Origin of the sequence: Pseudomonas fragi (assembly GCF_900105835.1) — a bacterium.
GTDB lineage: Bacteria > Pseudomonadota > Gammaproteobacteria > Pseudomonadales > Pseudomonadaceae > Aquipseudomonas > Aquipseudomonas fragi.
Genome location: NZ_LT629783.1, coordinates 2,066,156 through 2,088,210 on the forward strand (window position 1 = coordinate 2,066,156; position 22,055 = coordinate 2,088,210).

Below are 22,055 nucleotides of genomic sequence, written 5' to 3' on the forward strand. Positions count from 1 at the left end.
CGATGCAGACAGCACGGTTCGTCAGGCAAACCTAAGCGATTCCATCGCGAGCAAGCCCGCTCCCACAACAGAACGTTACTGCTCCAGCTTCGGCGTTTCCTGGCCCAGGCAGCGTACCGCCTGTTTCTTGTTGTTGACCAATACCCCGGTCAGGCCTTTTTGTTCGGTGTCGAACAAGACGATGATGCCGTCGATGCACTGCGCCACCTGGTTGGCCGGCGTGAGCGAAACCTTATAGTCCTCCCCCGGGATAGTCTTGAGCATGGTGAAGTCGCTGAGGAGCAAGGCGTCTTCGGGTTTGGCAAAATGCAGGTAACCGTAGTACCACAGGGCGCCCACGGTGCCGATGATGCTGCAGATACCGGTGATGATCAGGGGAATGGCGTTGCGTTCTTCACTCATTGTTGGCTCTCGGGTTCAAGTTCGGTGTTCGTTGAGGCGGGGTAGTTGGCGATTTCGCCCAGGCGCCGCACGCCATTGAAGTGTTGCGGGTCATCCAGGTATCGCAGCATTACCTGGCGCCAGGTCGGGTCGGCAAACGTCTGTACATGGCCGCCACGGGTCAGTTGCAGCACCTTGGGCGGTGGCGCAGCCTGGTACAGGCGCAGACCATTGGAAAGCGGCACGACGGGATCATCCAGACTGTGGAAGATCAGCATCGGCGTGTCGCCCATGTTCGGCATCGCGTAAATGGCACTGTCGGCATCCGGCACCAGCCAGGACAGCGGCACTTGCAACGGCCAGGTCAGCCAGGAGGTGCTCAGGGCAAATTGCCCCACTTCGCGGTAACTGGCCGGCACGCCATCGAGCACCAGGGCCGTGATGCGCTCCCGCTGCTGCGGGTGCTCACTCAAATAATGAATACCCATCGCGCCGCCCAGGCTTTGCCCCAGCACAATCAGCGGCAATCCCTGGGCTTGCGGCTCATGCTGCAACCAGTCAAAAGCGGCATCGATGTCCTGGTACACCTCCGGCAACCCCGGCGCCCCTTGGGACAGGCCATAACCGCGATAGTCGAGCATCAGCACTTGATAGCCCTGCTCCGGCAACCAGGCCGTGGCGCCCAGGTGGTAAGCCAGGTTGCCGCCATTGCCGTGCAAATGCAGCACCGTGCCCTTGAGTGGCACGCCTTTTTTGGCCGGCAGCCACCAACCGTGCAGGCGGGTGCCATCGGCGGCTGTCAGGGTGACATCACGGTAGTCCAGGCCCGCGGCCGTCGGGGTGATCGGCTGGCCGGGCTCGGGATAGAACAGCAGGGAGCTGCATCCGCTGAGGGTCAGCAGCAGGCAGAGTGCAGCCAGGGTTTTCATCAGAACCATTCGCCTGAACGGGTGAGTGTGGGAGCGGGCTTGCTCGCGATGACATCGGCGCGGTTCAAATGAAACACCGCAGCGCCTGCATCGCGAGCAAGCCCGCTCCCACAGGGTTCACAAAATGTTGGAGTAATCCGCTTCGATACGGTCAAGGCTCAAATGGTTGAGGAAGTTGCTGAAGCACATCCAGGCCGAGAGCGCATTCATGTCGCGGAACTGGTCCGGCAGGTACTTGGGCGCTACCACCAGGCCTTCATCCACCAACTGGCGCAGGGTTCGCATGTCTTCCAGGGTGGTCTTGCCACAGAACAACAACGGCACCTGTTCCAGCTTGCCTTTACGCACGGCCAACTGAATGTAGTTGTAAACCATGATGAAGCCCTTGAGGTAGGACAAGTCTTTGGTGAATGGCAGGCCATTAGGCACCGATCCACGGAAAACCCGACTCGCGTTGCCGTAGCTTTCTGGCATCTCGAAGCCTTGCTCACGGAAGAATTCGTACACCTGCATAAAGTCCGCGCCCTCCTCCACCATGTGGATGGCCCGGGTACGGTTGGTCAGTTTGCGCAGGCGACTTGGGTAGGAGGCAAAGGTGATGATCTCCATCAAGATCGCCAGGCCTTCCTGGGTCACGGTGGACGATGGCGGCCCCTTGGACAGGAAGGTGCAGATCGGCTGGTTCAGGCCATTGAGCGTGGTGCCCACATGCACCAGCCCTTCGTGGACCTCCAGCGCACGCACATCACGTTCGTTGAACATCGCATCGCTACGGATCTTGATGTAGTCGGCGCCCGCCGCCGCATCCGCAACAATACCGTCGGACTCGAACACGCGGATGGTTTCTTCGGCCTCGCCAAACACCTTGTTCAAACGACTTTGCAGCAGATGCACGGCATCCTTGGCGGTGAGGGTCTTGGCTTCGTCCTTGAGCGCGCCGCGCCCGTCGATGTTATCCAGGTAGTCGGACATCATCAGGCCCAGGTCGGCCAGGGTCGGGTCACCGGCATGGAACGCATCGGAAGCGGCGCCATACAGTTCCTGAGAAATCAGCCCGAAGTCTTCGGTGCCGCGGGCTTCGAGCATGCGCACGACCATGCGGTATTCCTTGCACATGCGCCGCATGATCTGCCCGACCGGGTTGAACTGCCCCAGTTGGCGGGTGATATCCCGCTCGATACTCTGGAATTCGGACTTCACCGCCGCTGAATCGAAGGTCAGCGGCCGGCCCAGGTAATAGTCGCGGTCGACCGCCGGCATGGCCTTGCCCTTGGCCTTTAAAAAGCCCTGGCGGATGCTGTCGTCCCACTTCACCGCATCCAGCACGCGGATCGGGGTTTGTGCCAGCACGATGCGGTCAGACAAGGTGCGTATCGTGCGCTGGTAGTCGTCCACCGGCAGCTTCCTTTAATTAAGAGCGTTACTTGGCCACACGTTTATAGCGGGCCGCTTCGACAAATACGTCGGAATTGGCCGGGTCGTCCAGGTAGGCAAAGACCTCAGCCGACGGGCTTTTGATCAGGGTACCGGTGCCTTCGGCGGTTTCCACCGGCTCCCCCCTCAACACGGACTGGCCGACAGCCTGCTTGACCTGGTCAAGATCCAGATCATAGATCACCAGTTCACCGTTGTCGGTCAGCTCAAAACCGCTGAGGGTATGGTTGCCGCCCAGTTTGGCCGGTATCGCAGCCGAGGCATACCAGCGACTGCCGTGGCGGGCAACGATAAAGATATAACGTTCACGCGCCTTGGGTTCGCCCTTGGGATAGACGACGGCCTGATAACGGGTTTTGTCGATGGCACTGATTTCAAGATTGCGCGCCTGCCCCCAGGCATCCTTGCTGATCCATTTGCCCAGCAACTGTTTGGGCGCCGGCTGCGCCTCGATCGGTGCCTGGCTAAAGGTCACCAGACAGCCATTCAACATCAAAAATGACACTGCCAAAAGCATCACGCGCCAAGCTTTCATGCCTGCATCCTTCTATAGAGCGGCCAACACCAAGTGCATGTAACGCGTAAGAATAGCCAGCCGGTCGTCATCCGCCTCGGGCTGCGCGCCATCAAGTAGGGCCTGATATTCCATCCGACCGATAATCGCCGTCAAGACTTTGGCATCCTGCTGAGGTTGTGTGGAGCCTAGCACTTCGAAGATCTGCCCGGCCCCCTGCAGGAATATCTGTTGATGGGCACGCACCAGCACCGCCAGCCGGGGGTTGATCAGTGCAGCCTGATGAAAGGCTTGCTCGGCCATCAACTGGTCGCGACGGGTGAGCATTTGATGCTGAAGATAATCGGCGGTCATCCTGGCAATGTCATCGGCAAGCACCGCTCGCGCCTGCGCACTGCCATCCCCTTGCGCCATCATTTCACGCAACTTGCCTTCGGTGCCCTGCCATAATTTGGCCATAAAGGCCGCACTGTGCTCCACATACTGGGCGAAGGTGTCGTTGATCAGGTCATCGATATCCTTGAAGTAGTAAGTGGTTGCCGACAGCGGCACCCCCGCTTCGGCAGCCACCGCCCGATGGCGCACACCGCGCACGCCATCGCGGATGACGATGCGCATGGCAGCATCGAGGATCAGCTGGCGACGCTGCTCGCTGCCATGACGGCTGGCCTTGCGGCCCTGGTACTCAACACTTTGCGCAAGCGCGACCGCGACATTGGCTGCACCTTGGGAAGACCTGACGAGGCTCACGGAAAAATCCTTTTAATGTTGATAGTGATCTTGTAGCAGCTGCCGCAGGCTGCGTCCGGCTGCGCAGCAGTCGTAAAACAGCAATGCACGGTTTACCTGATGCACCGCGCAACCTGTATTTGCGATGGCTTCGCCATCGAACGCAGCCTTCGGCAGCTGCTACGCACGGGCATGCCAGGCAATAAAAAGCCGCCTGACAAGGCGGCTTCTTATTTTGCATCGTTACGCTTGTGGGCGCATGTGCGGGAACAGGATCACGTCGCGAATCGACGGTGAGTTGGTCAACAACATCACCAGACGGTCGATACCGATACCTTCACCGGCAGTCGGCGGCATGCCGTATTCCAGGGCACGCACGAAGTCTGCGTCATAGTGCATCGCTTCGTCGTCACCTGCGTCCTTGTCAGCAACCTGCGCCATAAAGCGCTCGGCCTGGTCTTCGGCATCGTTAAGCTCGGAGTAGGCGTTGGCGATTTCACGGCCACCGATAAACAGCTCAAAACGGTCAGTTACGTTCGGGTTCTCGTCGTTGCGACGGGCCAGCGGCGACACTTCGAACGGGTACTGGGTAATGAAGTGCGGCTGTTCCAGCTTGTGCTCGACCAGCTCTTCGAAAATCATCACCTGCAGCTTGCCCAGACCTTCGAAGCCCAGCACCTTGGCGCCGGCTTTCTTGGCGATGGCGCGAGCCTTGTCGATGTCGTTGAGGTCGTCAGCGGTCAGCTCGGGGTTGTACTTGAGGATCGAGTCGAATACCGACAGGCGCACAAACGGTTCGCCAAAGTGGAACACCTTGTCGCCATACGGTACGTCGGTCGTGCCCAGAACCAGCTGCGCCAGCTCACGGAACAGTTCTTCGGTCAGGTCCATGTTGTCTTCGTAGTCGGCGTAAGCCTGGTAGAACTCCAACATGGTGAATTCAGGGTTGTGACGAGTCGAAACGCCTTCATTACGGAAGTTGCGGTTGATCTCGAACACTTTTTCAAAACCACCTACTACCAGGCGCTTGAGAAACAATTCCGGCGCGATGCGCAGGTACATGTCCATGTCCAGGGCATTGTGGTGTGTTTCAAAAGGCTTGGCCGCAGCGCCGCCCGGGATGGTTTGCAACATCGGCGTTTCAACTTCAAGGAAGTCGCGGGCCATCAGGAAGCTGCGGATGTGCGCAATCACTTGCGAACGCACACGGAAGGTGTGGCGCACGTCTTCGTTGACGATCAGGTCAACGTAACGCTGGCGGTAGCGCTGCTCGGTGTCGGTCAGGCCGTGGTGCTTGTCCGGCAGCGGGCGCAGGGATTTGGTCAGCAGGCGCACGCTGGTCATTTCAACGTACAGGTCGCCCTTGCCGGAACGGGCCAGGGTGCCTTCGGCGGCAATGATGTCGCCCAGGTCCCAGGTTTTCACGGCGGCCAGGGTTTCTTCCGGCAGGGTCTTGCGGTTGACGTAGACCTGGATGCGACCGGTCATGTCCTGGATCACCATGAACGAGCCACGGTTAAGCATGATGCGACCAGCAACCTTGACCGGGATGGCGGCTTCAGCCAGCTCTTCCTTGGTCGCTTGCGCGTACTTCTTCTGCAGGTCGGCGCAGAGGCTGTCACGGCGGAAGTCATTCGGGAAGGCATTGCCCTTGGCGCGCTCGGCTGCAAGTTTTTCCTTGCGCAGGGCGATCAGGGCGTTTTCTTCCTGTTGCAGGTCTTGCGGGTCGAGTTGTTGGTCGCTCATGTCTTTAAAAATTCCATCACAGGTTCGTTGCCCCCGCCTTGCGGCAGGGGGAAGCGGGCTTTGGCGCGCCCTTTGGGCATCGCTGCGGCTTCGCACACGTTTTGTTGCCGACTTACAGCCCTTGTTTCAGGCTGGCTACCAGGTATTCGTCGATATCGCCGTCGAGCACCTTGTCGCAGTCGCTGCGCTCGATGTTGGTACGCAAATCCTTGATCCGCGAGGCGTCGAGAACGTACGAGCGGATCTGATGACCCCAGCCGATGTCCGACTTGGTGTCTTCCAGGGCCTGGGAAGCGGCATTGCGCTTCTGGATTTCCTGCTCGTAAAGACGTGCCCGCAGCATTTTCATCGCGGTGTCTTTGTTCGCATGCTGGGAACGTTCGTTCTGGCAGCTCACCACGGTGTTGGTCGGAACGTGCGTGATACGAACGGCCGAGTCAGTGGTGTTTACGTGCTGACCACCGGCACCGGAAGAGCGATAGGTATCGATCCGCAGGTCCGACGGGTTGATGTCGATTTCGATGTTGTCGTCGATTTCCGGCGAAACGAATACAGCCGAGAACGAGGTATGACGACGGTTGCCCGAGTCGTACGGGCTTTTGCGAACCAGACGATGGACGCCAATCTCGGTGCGCAACCAGCCAAATGCGTATTCGCCCTTGATATGCACGGTTGCGCCCTTGATACCGGCAACTTCACCGGCGGACAGTTCCATGATGGTGGCATCGAAGCCGCGCTTGTCGGCCCAGCGCAAATACATCCGCAACAGGATATTGGCCCAGTCTTGCGCTTCGGTGCCACCGGAGCCGGCCTGGATGTCCAGGTAAGCGTTGTTGGCATCCATCTCACCGCTGAACATGCGGCGGAATTCGAGTTTTTCAAGAGCTTCGCGCAGGCGTTCGACTTCAGCGGCCACGTCATCGACGGCGCCCTGGTCTTCTTCCTCGGCGGCCATCAACAGCAGGTCCTTGGCATCAGCCAGGCCTGTGTGCATCTCATCGAGGGTTTCAACGATCTGCGCCAGCAGGGAGCGCTCGCGCCCCAGCTCCTGGGCGTACGAAGGGTTGTTCCAGACACTCGGATCTTCAAGCTCGCGATTGACTTCGGTCAGACGCTCATGCTTTTGATCGTAGTCAAAGATACCTCCGAATGGTTTCGGAGCGCTCTGACAGGTCCTTGATGCTGTTAAGGATCGGGTTGATTTCCATGGCTGGCGGCACTCGTAGGCGATTTTTACAAAGCCGGGGAGTATACCGTAAACGAAGCGTATCAGCAGCCCGCCTGGCGGGGTTATGTCGCCTGTGACGACAGGCCGCGTGCACTCGGCCTGACAGGCAATTGGCCCTTCCCGACAAGAAGAACAGGGTGAACTTAAAGTCTGACCGCAAACGATGTGTGACAAACGAATATATTGCGTAGGAAAAGTTACTAACTTTAAAAGAAATAGACTACGAGCCAATTAATTGCACTTGAAAACAGACAACGCTATACCTCAATACGCCTAAGCAAACACCTACTGCTTGATACCCATATGCCATATTCCAATAACCCATTATTCAATGGCAGCCACCATGTCCAACTTAGCCAGCGGTCATGTATTCGGTATTGCGACGCCCCACTTCAAGTCATCCATGATGGGCATGCAAGACTATCTGTTAACAGGCGCAGGGCCGAGCGCCGCCATAAGCGCGGCACTCTCATTGACCTATAACCTCCCGCACCTGTGCGGCCTGGGAGGGGATGCCATCATCATGCAGGCAAGCCCCGGCAACCTGGAGGTATTCAACGGCACGGGCGTAACAGGCACGCACCAGCACCACGACAACTATTTATATAAAGGCCTTGAATCAATCCCGCGACGAGGCATTTACAGCACCATGGTGTATGGCTGCCCCAGTGCCTATGAGCGGTATACACAGTTGCACGACATTGATTTGAACAGGGTATTTAAACATCTGCACGAACATGATTTAAAACATGGACTGATAACAACTGAAAGTTTATTGCAGGCATTCTACAGCAGCACCAAAGAACCCCAGATACACACCCGTTTTACTCAATGGACGCATTGTTTCACTCAACGAAAAGACCCTGAACCCTTCTATCGCCACACCCTGGCAACTTTGGCACGGGAGGGCTTTTCGTCGATGTACCAGGGGTTGCTGGCCGAGCAGGTGTTCGACCTGTTGTCCAGATGCGACCCGCACCTTTATACGGCTGGTGACTTTGCCGATTTTGTGCCCAATCCCTCGCAGGTCAGAAGCACGCGCTTCATGCACGCCACGGTGACGGCACATGGCAGCAACAGCCCGTGGAAAGAGCTGTTCCTGCTGCTGAAAATCTATCAATTGAGTGCCCAGGACACCACCTTGCTGACGCCCGCTCAGCTTTGTACCGCCGCCGGACTGATCGACACCTGGCTGGCCTCACAGCCTGCTTCAGATACAGGCAATGAGCGCACCCTCGACCAACAGGCAGCACTGATCCATCAGCAGCTCAAACAGGACAACCCTGAACCTGTGCCCCAATCGTGCAAAACCTCGCACACCATCTTTATGGCGTGCGCCGCGGCTGACGGCACCCTGACCGGCATCACCAACTCGATCTTCACCCCCCTGGGCTCACTATTCGAAATCGATAACAGCGGCATTATCCTGAGCAACCGGGCCTTCTCATTCAATGGCCCCCATGCGTGCTCGACCTTCAAGGGCAGGACCGCCGCCAGCCACACCACCAACTGCGTCCATGTCAGCACCGACCACCTGGAGTTTATCCTGGGCACATCGGGGGGGCCGGTGCAGTCGCAAACCCTGGCGTTCATCATCTACAAGATTGTCGCGCAGAACTGCCCGATCCAGACCGCCCTCGCCAGCCCGCGCTGTGCCAATCTGGGCCGTCACCCCAAGACCGGCGGCATCACTTATTTAAGTGAGGCGCCACAGGCAGACCCGGTCTTTACCTGGACCAACGGCCTGTCCGACAAACTGGGGGTGGTGCAACTGGCCGGCATCAACACCCTCAACGGCCAGGTGTTCGCTGCAGCCGACCCCCGCGGTAGTGGCGTGGCTCTGGCGGTATGAACATTCACGGCAGCGGCTCGCACCATGCCGCCCTCCTGACCGTCGCCAGCGCTTTTTTTCTGGAGGTGCTGGATGCGACCATCATGATCGTAGCCATTATCCCCCTGGCCAACGATCTGGGCGCGAGTATCAGTGGCGTCACCCTGGCATTGGCCGCTTACCTGCTGGCCCTGGTGGTGTTCACCCCTGCGAGCGGGCATCTGTTCAAAACGCTCGGGCTTGCGCAACGCTTCCAGTGCGGCCTGCTGATTCTTTGCCTGGCATCACTGGCCTGCGCCAGTAGCCAAAACCTTTACATGCTGTGCATTGCCCGTCTGGCCCAAGGCTTTGGCAGTGCGCTGATCGTGCCCGCCGGACGCACCCTGATCCTGGCCAATACCGACAAAAACCAAATCCCCAGGATCATGGCCTGGCTGATTGCCCCTGCGCTGGTCGCCCCGATTGTGGCCCCGTCCATCGCCAACGTACTGCTGAGCCTGGGCAACTGGCGGCTGATCTTTGGTTTTATCGCATTCTGCGCGGCAGGGCTGATTGCCATATGCCGGGCGACGCTGTTCGCACTGCCTGCCCCCGCAGCCCGCCAGCATCCCTTGGACGTTTATGCCTACGGGTTGTGGGCGCTGTCTTCGTCGGCGTTGTTCACGATGTTCGTTGCCGGCTCGAACAGTCGCCCCCTCTATACCCTGTTGGCCGCCATCGTGATGCTGTATGCCGGCGTGCGGTTGTACCAACGACTATGCCAGGCCACTGATAAACAACTGTTCGACCTGTCGTTGCTCAACAACCCGTTGTTCAAGTTCAACATCGTTTCAGGCAGCTTTTTCCGTATCAGCATTTATGCCTTTCCAACCGTGCTGATCATCCACCTGCTGAAAACATCGGATTACCCGCCCAGTTCAATTGGCCACTGCCTGTTGTTTATCTTTGCCGGCAATCTTCTTGCAAAACCCGTGGCGGCCAGGATATTGGCGAACAGCCACTCGATAAAACGCTACATCTTGTACTCGGCGCTGGCAACGTCCATCACATTGAGCGTGTTCTTTTATCCGCGCCTGTCTGACCCACTTCCTGTGCTGTGGCTGGCCTGCGCCCTGCACGGCTGCGCGCGCTCTTTTCAATTTCTCGGCTACTCCTCCAGCAGCCTGCGCGATATCCAACCGTCGCGCATGCATCACGCCAACATTCTTCTCGGCGCGGTCATGCAACACAACGCACTGATCGCACAGGCGGTGCCCGCCCTGCTGGCAGCGTTCCTGATCCCCTCCCGCCTGCCCGGCGAATCCAGCGACGGGTTCTTCAACCTGGGCATGGCCACCGTAACCGCCCTGTCATTGATGGCCGTGCTGAGCGCGCTGCGCATGCCCAATTCGAGCAAACAAGGATCCCCCCCGAGCACTGCAAGCCCCACAAACGTAAAAGCTGGAAATCACACGCACTCAAGCGTTGTTACGCAAGGAGCTGAAGATGAAAGCCGTGAAGCTGAAAACCACCGTTGAAATCCCCATAGAGGGCATCCCCCTGCACACTCGATTTGTGTCATTTGAAGGTGTAGACAAAGAACACTTCGCGTTGCTGATTGGCGACTGCCACACCCTGCCCGTGCTGACCCGTATTCATTCCGAATGCCTGACCGGCGATGTATTCGGGTCCAGACGCTGTGATTGCGGCGCCCAGTTGAAAGAAGCGCTGTCCCACATGTCCGAACGCGGTGGTGGTGTATTGATTTATCTGCGCCAGGAAGGTCGCGGTATTGGCCTGTACTCCAAGTTCGATGCCTATGTGTTGCAAACCCAGGGCATTGATACCTTCACCGCCAATGAGATGCTCGGCTATACCGATGATTCAAGAGAGTTTGAAAGCGCGGGCGCCATGCTCAAGGCCCTGGACATTCGCCATATAGACCTTATTACCAATAACCCGGCAAAAGTCCTGGCGCTGCAAGGTTGCAATATCACCATCAACAGAACCCTGCCATCCGGTGTGTTTTTAACCGTCGAAAACGAGCGCTACCTGCGCAGCAAAATCAATAAAAAACAGCACACGATCAACTTGAATAAAAACAGGTGATTGCCATGAACGCTTATATCCTGAACTTTTGCCCCACCGGCATGGTGCCCACCAAGCACATGAACCCGCATACGCCGGTGAGCACGTCGGAAATCATTGAAGATGTATTGATGGCCTCCGAACTGGGGGCCTCCATCGCCCACTTGCACGCCCGGGATCAAAAAACCGGCGAACCCACAGGCGACCTCAATACCTTCGCCGCAATCATCGAAGGCATCCGCAAATACAACAAGCAACTGATCTTGTGCGTTTCGCTCAGCGGTCGCAATGTTTCCGATCCAGCACTCAGGGCCCTGCCCCTTTCGCTGGATGGCGAGGCCAAACCCGACATGGGTTCATTGACGTTATCGTCCATGAACTTTTCCACTCAAGCGAGCATCAATGCCCCGGGCACGATCAACTACCTCGCCGGGCAAATGGCGCTCAAGGGCATCTCACCCGAAGTTGAGATATTCGACAGCGGCATGTCGAGCTGCCTGAACAGCCTGATCAAAAAATCGTTAATGCCGCCCACTGTCTACGCCAATATTTTGCTGGGTAATTTGTTTGGTGCCCAACCAAGTTTCGCCCATATCGCCGCCATTACCAGTTCGTTGCCTGGCAATGTCGTGAGTTCCTTTGCCGGGCTGGGCAGTTATCAACTGCGCAGCAACGCCCTGGCCCTGGCCGCAGGTCACGGCATCCGCGTCGGCCTTGAGGACAATATCTGGTTCGACCACGAACGCACCACCCTGGCGAGCAACCGCAGTTTGCTGGAGCGCATCACGTCCATTGCCAACCTTCAGCAATTGACCCCGGCCACCCCGACGCAGGTCCGGGAGCGCCTGGGCTTGCAGCCCGGGCAAGGTCGCTATGGCCTGGTCCCTGTTGCTGACCAATACAGGGAAGCCGCCCATGGATAATGTCTGGTTTACGCCCGAGGGCTATCAACGCACGTCGCGGAACCTGCAAAGACGCTGTTTGCAGCTGCTGCTGTCCTTCGCCCCGCCCCGGGGCACCCTGCTGGATGTCGGCTGTGGAACCGGCAATACATTGCTGTTTGCGGACAAGGAACACATTGAACAGTATGTGGGCATTGATATTTCCCAGGACATGATTGCGTATGCCAACCGAGCCCACGCAGCCCCCCATGTCAGGTTTATGGTCAGTGACTTTCTCGATTACCCCCTTGAGCAATTACCGCTGTTTGATGCCGCCATTTGTGCCGCCTGTTTGCACTGGTTTATCCCCCACGAACAAACCGTTATCGACAAGTTGGCCGACGCCATAAAGCCGGGCGGTTATCTGTATTTGTCCTGCGCCTTTGACTTCGATTATGTCTTGGGCGAGCGCGCGATCCAGGAACAGGTGCTGATGGATATCCGCCGGCAATACCCCTGTATTGCCGACCCGGTGGTATTCGATGACTTTCGTTTCAACAGAAGCTCCCTGATCGACGCACTGCACGACTTTGAAATCATTCGCTCGCACCGTATCGAAGAACCTGTGCAGTTTGAGAACTTCGAAGACTTCAGAGATTGGCACCTGGGCAGCGGCTCGGTGATTTACGCTCAGTTCGATGAACGATTCCGCGAACGGGCAATTACCGATTACTACCAGAAACTGTATGAACACTATTGTGCCGGCACTTATAAAACCGCGTATTCCACTGGCCTTATGCTGCTTGAAAGGAGGAAAGCCTGATGTATACCGGCATTGTGCAAGGCACTGCCCGCGTTCTCTCCCTGCACAAGGAGACAGGGCACCAGAGGGTGGTACTGGTCCAGAGTTCGCCCCTGTTCGATAACATTGATATTGGCGCCAGCGTGTCGGTCAACGGCACATGCCTGACAGTGACCGCTTACTCGTCTGACAGCGCCACCTTCGATATCTCCAATCGGACAGCGGAAATCACCACGCTTGAGCACCTGCGGGTGAATGACCGGGTCAATATCGAACGCTCCCACCGAGCAGGTGAAGAAAACGGCGGGCACGCGCTCTACGGCCACATTGAAAGCACCGCGCAGGTGGTGTCGTGGCAGCCACTGGGCGAAACCGTGAGCGCCGTTTTGCGGCTGGAACCGGCGACCTCGGCTTATGTGTTCGAGAAAGGGTTTATCGGCCTGCATGGCTGTAGCCTGACTGTTGACCGCCTGGATGAAGAGCGGCACACGGTCACGGTCAACCTGATCCCGCAAACCCTGGCCCTGACGAACTTGAGCGGCTTGCAGGTGGGTGACCGGGTCAATGTTGAAATAGACCAGACTACGCGAACGTTGGTGGATACCCTGCAACGAACGCTGGCTCGCCAGCGCGGCCGGCCAAGGGCTATTCGTAGCAGCTGACGAGCGCAGCGAGGCTGCGGGACGTAGCCTCGTTCTACTCGTCAACTGCTACAGGTGCAGCGTGATCCAGGTGTGAATTCTGTAGCCGCTGACGAGCTGCGCGAGGCTGCGCCCGACTGCGTAGCAGTCGTAAACACAGGCGACTCGCTCGTCCTGACACACCGCAATTGCCGGATTTGCGACCGCTCCGCGCTCGATCGCAGCCTCGCTGCGCTCCTCAGCGGCTACAGGTTTTGTGTAGTGCGCCCCCTACTCGATCCCCACCTGGTTACGGCCGTTTTTCTTGGCCAGGTAAAGCCCCTTGTCCGCCGCCGAAATCAGCTCGCGGCAGTTACTGCCCTGCTGCGGGGTCATGGTCGACAGGCCAATGCTGATGGTCAGGCTGGAACCCGCTGTCGGCGAAATATGCGGGATCTTCATCGCTTCTACCGCCATGCGCAGCTTTTCTGCCACCAGCCGGGAGCCACCCTGAGAGGTATTGGGCAGCACGATGGCAAACTCCTCACCACCATAACGGGCCGGCAAGTCCGATGGCCGGCTGCTGGCATCCCGGATGGCTGCAGCCACCTTGCGCAACGCTTCATCACCGTCCAGATGACCGAAGGAGTCATTGTAGGATTTGAAGTAATCGACATCGATCATCAACAACGACAACTGGGTCTGCTCACGCATGGCACGACGCCATTCCAGTTCGAGGTATTCATCGAAGTGACGACGATTGGATAGCCCGGTCAGGCCATCGGAGTTCATCAGCCGTTGCAGCACCAGATTGGTATCCAGCAACTGCTGCTGGCTGACCCGCAGCGCACGGTAGGCCGCATCACGCTGCAACAGCGTCATGTAGGAGCGCGAGTGATAGCGGATGCGCGCCACCAGTTCGATATTGTCCGGCAGTTTCACCAGGTAATCATTGGCCCCGGCCGAAAACGCCGCGCTTTTGATCAGCGGGTCTTCTTTGGTGGACAACACAATAATCGGGATATTTTGCGTCGCCGGGTGGTTACGGTATTCACGGACCAGGCTCAAGCCATCCAGCCCCGGCATCACCAGGTCCTGCAAAATCACCGTCGGCTTGATGCGGATGGCCTGGGCAATGGCCTGGTGCGGGTCCGCACAAAAGTGAAAATCAATGTTCTGTTCAAGGGCCAACCCTCGGCGCACGGCTTCGCCGATCATTGCCTGATCGTCTACCAGCAACACCATGGCCGCGTTTTCATCAGTTTTAACGTCGTCCAACTGCAAGTCGCTCATGCGCGTTCACCTGAATTACTGCCTTCAAGCCAGTCCTGCGGGGTTTTACCAGTCATTTGGCAAATTTCTCCAGCAAGCGTGGCGCAATCTTGTCCAACGGGCGGATCTCAACCGCAGCATCAATGGCGGCCGCCGCTTTGGGCATACCGTACACCGAGCTGCTCTGCTGGTCCTGGGCGATGGTTAGGAAACCTTGTTCGCGCATGAGTTTAAGACCCTGGGCCCCGTCACGCCCCATGCCGGTCAACAGCACTCCCACCGCATCGCCACTCCAGTAGCGGGCAACACTTTCAAAAAAAACATCTATCGAAGGTCGATAAATTTCGTTAACCGGTTCCGCGGTGTATGCCAGCGTACCGTTTTTCAACAAGCGGATATGGTGGTTAGTGCCCGCCAGCAGCACGGTCCCCACCTGCGGCGCTTCACCGTCCCGGGCCAGACGCACGTCAAGCCCGCACGAACTGCTCAGCCATTCGGCCATGCCGGCGGCAAACACCTGATCAACATGCTGGACCAGCACGATGGCGGCCCCGAAGTTTCTCGGCAAGCCCTTGAGCAGGGTTTCCAGCGCTGCCGGGCCGCCAGCCGATGAGCCGATGGCCACCAGGGCACCCCGACCGCCCTGCACCCGCGGCTGGGCCGCTACCTGCCTAACGCGCTTTTCAGTCTGGCCCATCAGCCAGCCGACATTGAGGATCTTGCGCAACAAAGGCGCCGCTGCTTCCCTGGGGTTGCTGCCGCCCAGTACTGGGGTGTCCACCACATCCAGGGCACCAAAGCCCATCGCTTCGAATACGCGGTGTACGTTCTGCTCCCGATCGATGGTCACAATCACGATGGCGCACGGGCTTTCGGCCATGATCCGGCGCGTGGCTTCGACGCCATCCATGACCGGCATGATCAGGTCCATCAGGATCAGGTCCGGGGTGTCCTCGGCGCACAGGCGCACTGCTTCCAGGCCGTCGCCGGCAACCCAGATCACCTGATGGGCGGGCTCGAATGCCAGCGCCCGGCGCAAGGCCTCAACCGCCAGGGGCATATCGTTGACGATGGCGATTCTCATGTCTGGGCTCCTCCAATGAGCTCAACCACTGCATCGAGCAGGGCATCGTCATGGAAACTGGCTTTGGCTAGATAATAGTCGGCTCCTGCATCCAGGCCGCGCCGACGGTCTTCTTCGCGATCCTTGTACGACACCACCATCACCGGCATCGATTGCAAGCGGTTATCGCGACGCAACAGGGTAACCAGTTCAATGCCATCCATGCGCGGCATATCGATGTCAGTAATCAACAGATCGAAGTGTTCGGCCCGCAAGGCGTTCCAGCCGTCCATGCCGTCAACCGCCACGGCCACTTCATAACCGCGGTTGAGCAGCAGTTTGCGCTGCAGTTCACGCACCGTCAGTGAGTCATCCACCACCAGAATACGTTTGCGGGTCAGTTCGGCGGTATGCCGGTTACGCCGGTCGATACGCTCTAGCCGCCCGGTATTGAGCAGCTTGTCGACCGAGCGCAGCATATCTTCAACATCCACGATCAGCACCGGCGAGCCATCATCCAGCAAAGCCCCGGCAGAAATATCCTGGACCTTGCCCAGGCGCGGATCCAGGGGCAGTACCACCAGGGTGCGCTCGCCGATAAAACGCTCCACGGCCACGCCATACACCGCATCGCGCTCGCGAATCACCACCACCTTGAGGGTTTCGTCATCGCTCTGACCGGGCTGGCGTTGCAGCAGCTGGCTGGCGGCAACCAGGCCCACATGCCGGCCTTCGTGCCAGAAGTGCTGACGGCCTTCAAGCTGCACGATGTCTTCGGGCTGCAGGTCGCGCATGCGCTCGATATGGGCCAGCGGGAAGGCATACGCCTCGTCTGCCACTTCAACCACCAGGCTGCGCACCACGGACAGAGTCAACGGCACCTCAAGGTGGAAGCGGCTGCCATGCTGCGGGGTGTGCTCCAGCACAATGGCACCGCGCAACAGGCGCACCATATGCTGTACGGCATCCAGCCCCACACCGCGCCCCGAGACTTCGGTCACGGTGTCGCGCAGGCTGAAGCCGGGTAGAAACAGGAAGGTCAGCAGTTCTTCTTCGCTCAGTTGCGCCACTGTCTCCTCGGTGGACAGCTGACGCTCGACGATCGTGCGGCGCAAACGCTCCAGATCGACTCCGGCACCGTCATCGCTCAATTCCAGCACCAGCAACCCGGCCTGGTGGGAGATACGCAGGCGGATCAGCCCTTCGGCCGGCTTGCCCGCCAGCAAGCGCTGCTCCGGAGTTTCGATACCGTGATCGACGGCATTGCGCAGCAAATGGATCAAGGGCGCTTCGAGCTTTTCCAGCACGTCGCGGTCAACCTGGGTTTTTTCGCCTTCGATTTCCAGGCGGATCTGCTTGCCCAGGGCACGGCCCAGATCACGCACCATGCGCTCCTGCCCCACCAGGACATCGGCGAAAGGCCGCATGCGACAAGCCAGGGCAGTGTCGTAGAGCAATTGCGCGCGCTGGCCTGCCTGCCAGCAAAACTCGTCGAGTTCGGCGGTCTGTTCGCCGAGCAGGTGCTGGGACTCGGCCAGCATCTGCCGGGCATCGACCAGGGCCTGCTCGGCTTCATGGCTGATACCCGCGACCTTGAGGTGCTCATTGAGCGTATCCATAGCCCGCAAGTTGGTGCTTTGCATGCGTTTAAGGCGTTGCAAGGTCACCAGAAAGGGCTTGAGGCGCTGGGTTTCGACCAGGGATTTACTCGACAGGTCGAGCAGGCTGTTCAGGCGCTGGGCCGTGACCCGCAAGACCCGCTCGCCGCTTTCGGTCAGGCGCTGGGGACGCCGCGCAGGCTCCGCTGCTGCCTCGACAGGGGCCTCGACCTGTGGCTCAACCACCGGCTCAGGGGCCCGCTCGGGCACAGCTGGCGCGGGCATCAGCAGCAGCTGCGACACATCAAACTCGGGCGGCGCCACCCGCGCACTGGGCGCAGACGGGTCCAGCAGCTCATTCATGTGTGCCACATAGCCGTCAATGTCCTGAGGCGTGACGGTATTGCCGGGGGTGGCGATGCGCATCAACAGATCGGTGCCCTGCAACAGCGCGTCAATATGCTCGCGTTGCAGGTACAGGCGGCCTTCCTGGGCACTGACCAGGCAGTCTTCCATGACATGGGACACGCTCACGCCGGCATCCACGCCGACAATCCGCGCCGCCCCCTTCAGGGAATGGGCCGCACGCATGCAGGCTTCCAGCTGGTCGGCCTGGGTCGGGTTGCGCTCCAGCGCCAGCAGGCCTTCGTTGAGCACCTGGGTCTGGGCCTCGGCCTCCAGGCTGAACAACTCAAGCAGCGAGGCGTCGCGCATTTGCTCGGGGGTCATGTCAGGCTCCGGGTGATTGCGCTCAGCAGTTGCTCTTCATCCAGTAAACGCAGGCTGCGGGTTTTCCACTGCAGCACACCCCGGGTGTATTTGGCGCTGGCATGCTCGCCAGACAGCGACGCGGCATTGAGGTCGCCCTCGGCGATATTATGAATGCCATCCACTTCATCCACCGGCAGTACCACTGCCCCGCCGTGGGCCGCCACAATCAGCATGCGCGGCATCACCCGCAACGATGAGGCACCCGGCTCGGCAGGGTCGAGGCCCAGCAGTTCAACCAGCGACAGGCACGGCACCAAAGTGCCGCGCACATTGGCCACACCGCGCAAGGCCCGGGAACGCTGGTGCGGCAGAGAATGAATGGTCTGTATCGGCGCCACTTCATCCAGGCAGCGGGTGGGCAGCCCCAGCCACTCTTCACCCAGGCGGAAAACCACCAGTGAGCAGGTAGCCACCTTTTGTTCATGGGCCTGCGGGGCATACAGCTCCTGGCCCTGCTGCTCAAACGAATAACGGTCCAGCAAACGGGTCGCGGCGGCGGCGTAGGTGCCACAGTTGCGGCAATGGATATGCTGGGGCAGCAACGGGCAGCTTTTGTCACCGTAAATGCCGATACGGTTCCAGCAGTCATCAATGGCCTGCGCTTCGGAGTGAATCAAGCTCTGTGCTGCTAAAGCGCTCATTGTTTACGCTCACTTTGGGTGGAACGCCCGTTCCGGGCTGCGCGCTCGTGCAGGCGCCGTGCGCCTGCTTCATCGCCTTGTGAAGCCAGCAGCGCCGCCAGATGGGCCAGTGCTTCTGAATGCTGGGGTTGCAGGTACAACGCCTTGCGATAGAAACCCTGGGCCTGCGCGGTCTGACCCTGCACATCACTGAGCAGGCCCAGCCAGTAGAAGACCTCGGCCTGCGGGTCGTGCCGCTGCAGGAACTGCTCGCACGCTGCCTGCGCCTCGCGGCTTTTGCCCTCATTGGCCAAGGTGGCAATCTGCTCAAGCAGCATGCCCGGCGCGTCGGCTGACGATGCGGTTGTTGCCGCCGGGGCGTGTGAACGCGGGGCAAAAGGCCGGCTGGCCAGTGGCGCTACAGGCATGGGCGCTGGCGCTTTGGGCCGGGCCAGTGGCTTGGGTTCGGCAGGCGCCTGGCGCGCCGCAGGCACTGGCTCATGACTGTGGCAAAAAGCGAATGACTGCGGGGCACCGATCGAGCGCATGCCCAGTCGGCTGAGCAAGCTGCCTTCGGCCGGGCCGATAAATAAAACCCCGTCATCACGGGTCAGGCGCTTGAGCACATCCAGCGCCTGCTGCTGGGTTTTAAGATCAAAGTAAATCAACAGGTTGCGGCAAAACACAAAGTCATACGGTTCGTGGCTGGCGAGCAGGATCGGGTCCAACAGGTTGCCGACGGTGAAGCTGACCTGCCCGCAGACGCGCTCCGACAATTGATAACCGTCGTTGTCGATACTGAAGTAGCGCTCACGAAAATCCGTGGGCTGGCCACGAAAAGAGTTTTTGCCATACAACGCGTTTTGCGCGCGTTGCACCGACAGCGGGCTGACATCCAGGGCCTCGACCTTGAATTGATGCGCAGCAAAACCGGCATCAAAAAGCGCCATCGCAATCGAATACGGCTCTTCACCGGTCGAGCACGGCAGGCTGAGGATGCGCAATGTGCGACGGCTGCCGATTTCTGCCAGGCGCTGCCTGGCCAGGCGGCCCAGCGTGGCAAAGGATTCGGGGTAACGGAAAAACCAGGTCTCGGGCACGATCACCGATTCGATCAGCGCTTGCTGTTCGTCCTGGGAGCTGAGCAAACGCTGCCAGTAGCGATCGTTGTCGGGCATGTCCAATGCCATGCAGCGCTGGCGAACGGCACGCTCGATAATCGCCGGGCCGACTGAAGCCACATCCAGGCCGATGCGTTGCTTCAAATAATCGAAAAACCGTTGGTCAAGGCTCATGGCGCCACCTGGGCACAGGTGTCTTCTTCACCCTCGGCAAACAACAGTGCAGACACTGCCGGGCTGAGCAGGTCATCGACACTCAACCATTGCAACAGCCCGGCCTCGTCCTTGCGCACCGGCCCCAGATACGGCGCATCACGGTTATCAACGCCATAGGGTTGAAAGTCCGCCGGATCACAGCGCAACGTGTCACTGGCCTGCTCAAGCAGCAGGCCGAGCAATCTTGCGCGGTAGTTGACCAGCACCAGCCGGGTGCTGGTGCGGGCCACGGCGGGGCTGCCAAAGGTCATGGCGCTGATATCGATCACCGGCACCATGTGCTCGCGATGGGCAAACACCCCCGCGACCCACGCCGGAGCATGGGCGATCGGTTTGAGCGGCAAGCGCGGCAACACCTCGACCACATCCGTGGCGGCCAGGGCATAGCGCTCATTGTCGATAAAAAACACCAGGAACAGGCGCCTTGACGACACCTTTGCGCCCGCCTGTTTGGTTGCAAGCTCGTTCATCAGACTTTGAAACGCGAAACGCCGCTGCGCAGCCCAACGGCAACCTGACTCAATTCGTCGATCGCGAAGCTGGCCTGACGCAGGGACTCGACGGTCTGGCTGCTGGCATCGCCCAGCTGCACCAGCGCAAGGTTGATCTGCTCGGCACCCGTGGCCTGAGCCTGCATGCCCTCATTGACCATCAGCACACGCGGCGCCAGGGCCTGGACCTGATGGATGATCTGCGACAGTTGCTCGCCCACTTGCTGCACCTCGGACATGCCGCGGCGCACCTCTTCGGAGAACTTGTCCATGCCCATCACGCCCGCGGAAACCGCCGACTGAATCTCGCGCACCATCTGCTCGATATCGTAGGTGGCCACGGCAGTCTGGTCGGCCAAACGGCGTACTTCAGTGGCCACCACGGCAAAACCGCGACCGTATTCACCGGCTTTTTCAGCTTCGATAGCAGCGTTAAGCGACAGCAAATTGGTCTGATCGGCCACTTTGACGATGGTCACCACCACCTGATTGATGTTGCCGGCTTTCTCATTGAGGATCGCCAGCTTGGCGTTGACCAGATCGGCCGCGCCCATCACCGAATGCATGGTTTCTTCCATGCGCGCCAGGCCTTGCTGCCCGGAACCGGCCAGGATCGAAGCCTGATCGGCAGCCGAGGTCACTTCGGTCATGGTGCGCACCAGATCACGGGACGTGGCGGCGATTTCCCGGGACGTAGCGCCGATTTCTGTGGTGGTGGCTGCGGTTTCAGTGGCGGTAGCCTGTTGTTGCTTGGAGGTGGCGGCAATTTCTGTAACCGAGGTGGTGACCTGCACCGAAGAGCGCTGAGCCTGGGAAACCAGCGTCGTCAGCTCGGCCATCATGTCGTTGAAGCCGGTTTCCACGGCGCCAAACTCGTCCTTGCGTTCCAGGTTCAAGCGCGAGCTCAGGTCACCGGAACGCATCACTTCCAGAATCGATACGATGCGCTGCATCGGCGACATGATTGCCCGCAGCAGCAGGAAGCCGCAAAGCGCGGCGGCAAGTACGGCAATCACCAGCGAAATGATCATGCTGACCTTCGCGGTAACGACGGCCTGGGCAATCGTGTCACTTGCCTGGGCTGCAGACTGACGGTTGGTATCGATCAGGAAGTTGAGTTGTTTACGCCCGGCCATCCAGGCCGGGGCCAACTCCTCGCTGACCAGACGCTGGGCCTGGTCGAACTGCTTGCTTTCGTACAGCGCAATCACCTTGGCCAAGTCTTCGGAATACTGCTTGTGCAGCACCTCGAATTCATCGAAATTGGCGCGGTCATCACCGTCGAAAATAGTCCCGCGGTAGTGCTCCAGCTCTTGATTGAGACGGTCCTCATAGCTGGCGTAAAGTTTGCGGTCTTCGTTGGTCAGGTCACGGCGGTTGTCTGCGCCGATCAATTGCAGGGTCAGGACATAACTGTCCACCCAGGCACTGCGGATCATCGAACTGTAATAGACCCCGGGAATCGCATCGGTGCGCACTGTTTCTTCGCTGCTTTCAATCGACAGCAGGCGCGAGTAAGACGCAACAACCATCAGCAGCATAATGGCGATGATTACAGCAAAGCTCGCCAAGATGCGTTGGCGTAACGTCCAGTTCTTCACAGTCGATCCTCGGGGGTGCCATTAAAATGATGGTGAGTATAGCCGAGGGCGCGCAATGATTCGTACAGGCGTTGAGACAGATCTCACAGCAATAGACAAATATTCCTACATATAAAACTTCAATCCTGTGGGAGCGGGCT

The 22,055-nt window shown here is 59.1% G+C and carries 20 protein-coding genes; 6 read left to right on the forward strand and 14 right to left on the reverse strand.

Annotated elements, in window-relative coordinates; translation table 11 throughout:
* Positions 1 to 75: 75 nt before the first annotated feature.
* The 7 genes from BLU25_RS09425 to prfB form a co-directional block, all read right to left on the reverse strand.
* Complete coding sequence (locus tag BLU25_RS09425; protein WP_029611547.1) at positions 76 to 402, reverse strand: hypothetical protein; 327 nt, start codon at positions 400 to 402, stop codon at positions 76 to 78.
* Positions 399 to 1,310, reverse strand: coding sequence for an alpha/beta hydrolase (locus BLU25_RS09430; protein ID WP_083369615.1), 912 nt, complete (start codon positions 1,308 to 1,310; stop codon positions 399 to 401). The genes BLU25_RS09425 and BLU25_RS09430 overlap by 4 nt, the downstream gene beginning before the upstream one ends.
* Before the next feature lie 117 nt (positions 1,311 to 1,427).
* Positions 1,428 to 2,705, reverse strand: coding sequence for a flavohemoglobin expression-modulating QEGLA motif protein (locus tag BLU25_RS09435; RefSeq protein ID WP_016781951.1), 1,278 nt, complete (start codon positions 2,703 to 2,705; stop codon positions 1,428 to 1,430).
* Between the two features lie 25 nt (positions 2,706 to 2,730).
* Positions 2,731 to 3,279 (reverse strand): hypothetical protein, encoded by a 549-nt coding sequence (locus tag BLU25_RS09440; protein WP_016781950.1) that lies wholly within the window; start codon positions 3,277 to 3,279, stop codon positions 2,731 to 2,733.
* A gap of 12 nt (positions 3,280 to 3,291) precedes the next feature.
* Positions 3,292 to 4,008 carry a TetR/AcrR family transcriptional regulator gene (locus BLU25_RS09445; protein WP_016781949.1) on the reverse strand — a complete coding sequence of 239 codons (717 nt, stop codon included), beginning with the start codon at positions 4,006 to 4,008 and terminating at the stop codon, positions 3,292 to 3,294.
* A 222-nt stretch (positions 4,009 to 4,230) separates the two neighbouring features.
* Complete coding sequence (lysS, locus tag BLU25_RS09450; RefSeq protein ID WP_016781948.1) at positions 4,231 to 5,733, reverse strand: lysine--tRNA ligase; 1,503 nt, start codon at positions 5,731 to 5,733, stop codon at positions 4,231 to 4,233.
* A 112-nt stretch (positions 5,734 to 5,845) separates the two neighbouring features.
* Positions 5,846 to 6,941, reverse strand: a protein-coding gene (gene prfB / locus BLU25_RS23395; protein WP_106115744.1) for a peptide chain release factor 2 whose coding sequence is annotated in 2 segments (ribosomal slippage) — positions 5,846 to 6,868 and positions 6,870 to 6,941 — 1,095 coding nt in all. Because the reading frame shifts where the segments join, the coding sequence is not laid out codon by codon here.
* Positions 6,942 to 7,304: 363 nt separating this feature from the next.
* Here prfB and BLU25_RS09455 point away from each other — a divergent pair.
* Genes BLU25_RS09455 through BLU25_RS09480 form a run of 6 tightly spaced genes read left to right on the forward strand, consistent with a single transcriptional unit; the run spans position 7,305 to position 13,204 of the window.
* Entirely contained in the window at positions 7,305 to 8,813 is a 1,509-nt protein-coding gene (locus tag BLU25_RS09455; protein WP_016781945.1) for a gamma-glutamyltransferase, read from the forward strand.
* On the forward strand, positions 8,810 to 10,309 hold the full coding sequence (locus tag BLU25_RS09460; protein ID WP_016781944.1) for an MFS transporter: 1,500 nt from the start codon (positions 8,810 to 8,812) through the stop codon (positions 10,307 to 10,309). Before BLU25_RS09455 ends, BLU25_RS09460 begins: the two co-directional genes overlap by 4 nt.
* Complete coding sequence (ribA, locus tag BLU25_RS09465; protein ID WP_016781943.1) at positions 10,278 to 10,880, forward strand: GTP cyclohydrolase II RibA; 603 nt, start codon at positions 10,278 to 10,280, stop codon at positions 10,878 to 10,880. The genes BLU25_RS09460 and ribA overlap by 32 nt, the downstream gene beginning before the upstream one ends.
* Positions 10,881 to 10,885: 5 nt before the next feature.
* Positions 10,886 to 11,782, forward strand: a complete 897-nt coding sequence (locus BLU25_RS09470; protein ID WP_016781942.1) for a beta-keto acid cleavage family enzyme — start codon at positions 10,886 to 10,888, stop codon at positions 11,780 to 11,782.
* On the forward strand, positions 11,775 to 12,563 hold the full coding sequence (locus BLU25_RS09475; protein ID WP_016781941.1) for a class I SAM-dependent methyltransferase: 789 nt from the start codon (positions 11,775 to 11,777) through the stop codon (positions 12,561 to 12,563). The genes BLU25_RS09470 and BLU25_RS09475 overlap by 8 nt, the downstream gene beginning before the upstream one ends.
* Entirely contained in the window at positions 12,563 to 13,204 is a 642-nt protein-coding gene (locus BLU25_RS09480) for a riboflavin synthase subunit alpha (protein ID WP_083369616.1), read from the forward strand. The genes BLU25_RS09475 and BLU25_RS09480 overlap by 1 nt, the downstream gene beginning before the upstream one ends.
* Positions 13,205 to 13,453: 249 nt before the next feature.
* Here BLU25_RS09480 and BLU25_RS09485 read toward each other — a convergent pair whose 3' ends face one another.
* From BLU25_RS09485 to BLU25_RS09515, 7 genes are read right to left on the reverse strand one after another with little or no spacing between them, the layout of a single operon-like run.
* The gene (locus tag BLU25_RS09485; RefSeq protein ID WP_016781939.1) at positions 13,454 to 14,455 is read right to left on the reverse strand and encodes a diguanylate cyclase; all 1,002 of its coding nucleotides are present in this window, start codon (positions 14,453 to 14,455) and stop codon (positions 13,454 to 13,456) included.
* A 52-nt stretch (positions 14,456 to 14,507) separates the two neighbouring features.
* Positions 14,508 to 15,518, reverse strand: coding sequence for a chemotaxis response regulator protein-glutamate methylesterase (gene cheB, locus BLU25_RS09490; protein ID WP_083369617.1), 1,011 nt, complete (start codon positions 15,516 to 15,518; stop codon positions 14,508 to 14,510).
* Positions 15,515 to 17,824: a hybrid sensor histidine kinase/response regulator gene (locus tag BLU25_RS09495; RefSeq protein WP_016781937.1), complete on the reverse strand. Its 2,310-nt coding sequence runs from the start codon at positions 17,822 to 17,824 to the stop codon at positions 15,515 to 15,517. Before BLU25_RS09495 ends, cheB begins: the two co-directional genes overlap by 4 nt.
* Positions 17,821 to 18,507, reverse strand: a complete 687-nt coding sequence (locus tag BLU25_RS09500) for a chemotaxis protein CheW (RefSeq protein ID WP_016781936.1) — start codon at positions 18,505 to 18,507, stop codon at positions 17,821 to 17,823. Before BLU25_RS09500 ends, BLU25_RS09495 begins: the two co-directional genes overlap by 4 nt.
* Complete coding sequence (locus BLU25_RS09505; protein WP_016781935.1) at positions 18,504 to 19,781, reverse strand: CheR family methyltransferase; 1,278 nt, start codon at positions 19,779 to 19,781, stop codon at positions 18,504 to 18,506. The genes BLU25_RS09500 and BLU25_RS09505 overlap by 4 nt, the downstream gene beginning before the upstream one ends.
* Entirely contained in the window at positions 19,778 to 20,293 is a 516-nt protein-coding gene (locus BLU25_RS09510) for a chemotaxis protein CheW (protein ID WP_016781934.1), read from the reverse strand. The genes BLU25_RS09505 and BLU25_RS09510 overlap by 4 nt, the downstream gene beginning before the upstream one ends.
* Positions 20,293 to 21,855 carry a methyl-accepting chemotaxis protein gene (locus BLU25_RS09515; protein WP_238930704.1) on the reverse strand — a complete coding sequence of 521 codons (1,563 nt, stop codon included), beginning with the start codon at positions 21,853 to 21,855 and terminating at the stop codon, positions 20,293 to 20,295. The genes BLU25_RS09510 and BLU25_RS09515 overlap by 1 nt, the downstream gene beginning before the upstream one ends.
* Between the last annotated feature and the right edge of the window lie 200 nt (positions 21,856 to 22,055).